At 44.5% G+C, this 506-nt stretch carries 1 protein-coding gene; it reads left to right on the forward strand.

Annotated features, from left to right (window positions below; genetic code table 11):
- Nucleotides 1-506 (forward strand): Ig-like domain-containing protein (locus G9H60_RS13260; protein WP_223144516.1); only part of this gene is annotated, 506 nt, incomplete at both ends.

Below are 506 nucleotides of genomic sequence, written 5' to 3' on the forward strand. Positions count from 1 at the left end.
TTTACAGTAGTGGCGGGTGCAGCTGATGCAGCTGTTTCTACCTTAACTCCTACTTCGGCTAGTATTGTAGCTGATGGATCTACACAAGTATTAGTTGTTACGGCAAAAGATGCCAATGGAAATAACTTAACTGCTGGTGGTGCTACAGTAACCATCACTAAATCTTCGGGTTCAGGTACCATTGGTTCTGTGACCGATAACGGTAATGGTACTTACTCTGCTACCGTAACGGCTCCTAATACCGCTGGTTCAGGAGTTTTCGTAGCTACCTTAGGTGCTGCTCAAGTGAAAAGTGGTACGGGTTCTCAAACTCAATCTACCATCACATACACGGCTGGTAGCGCAACTAAATTAGTCGTAAGCAACATCGTTCAACAAACTGCTGGTACTGGTTTTGCCGTAACAGTAACCTTAACGGATGCCAATGGCAATCCAGTGAATGCTACATTAGATGGTACTGTCACCTTAACTCGTAAAACAGGTACAGGTACTTTAGGTGGTACTGT

Source organism: Aquirufa aurantiipilula (assembly GCF_019923745.1).
GTDB classification, from domain to species: domain Bacteria; phylum Bacteroidota; class Bacteroidia; order Cytophagales; family Spirosomataceae; genus Aquirufa; species Aquirufa aurantiipilula.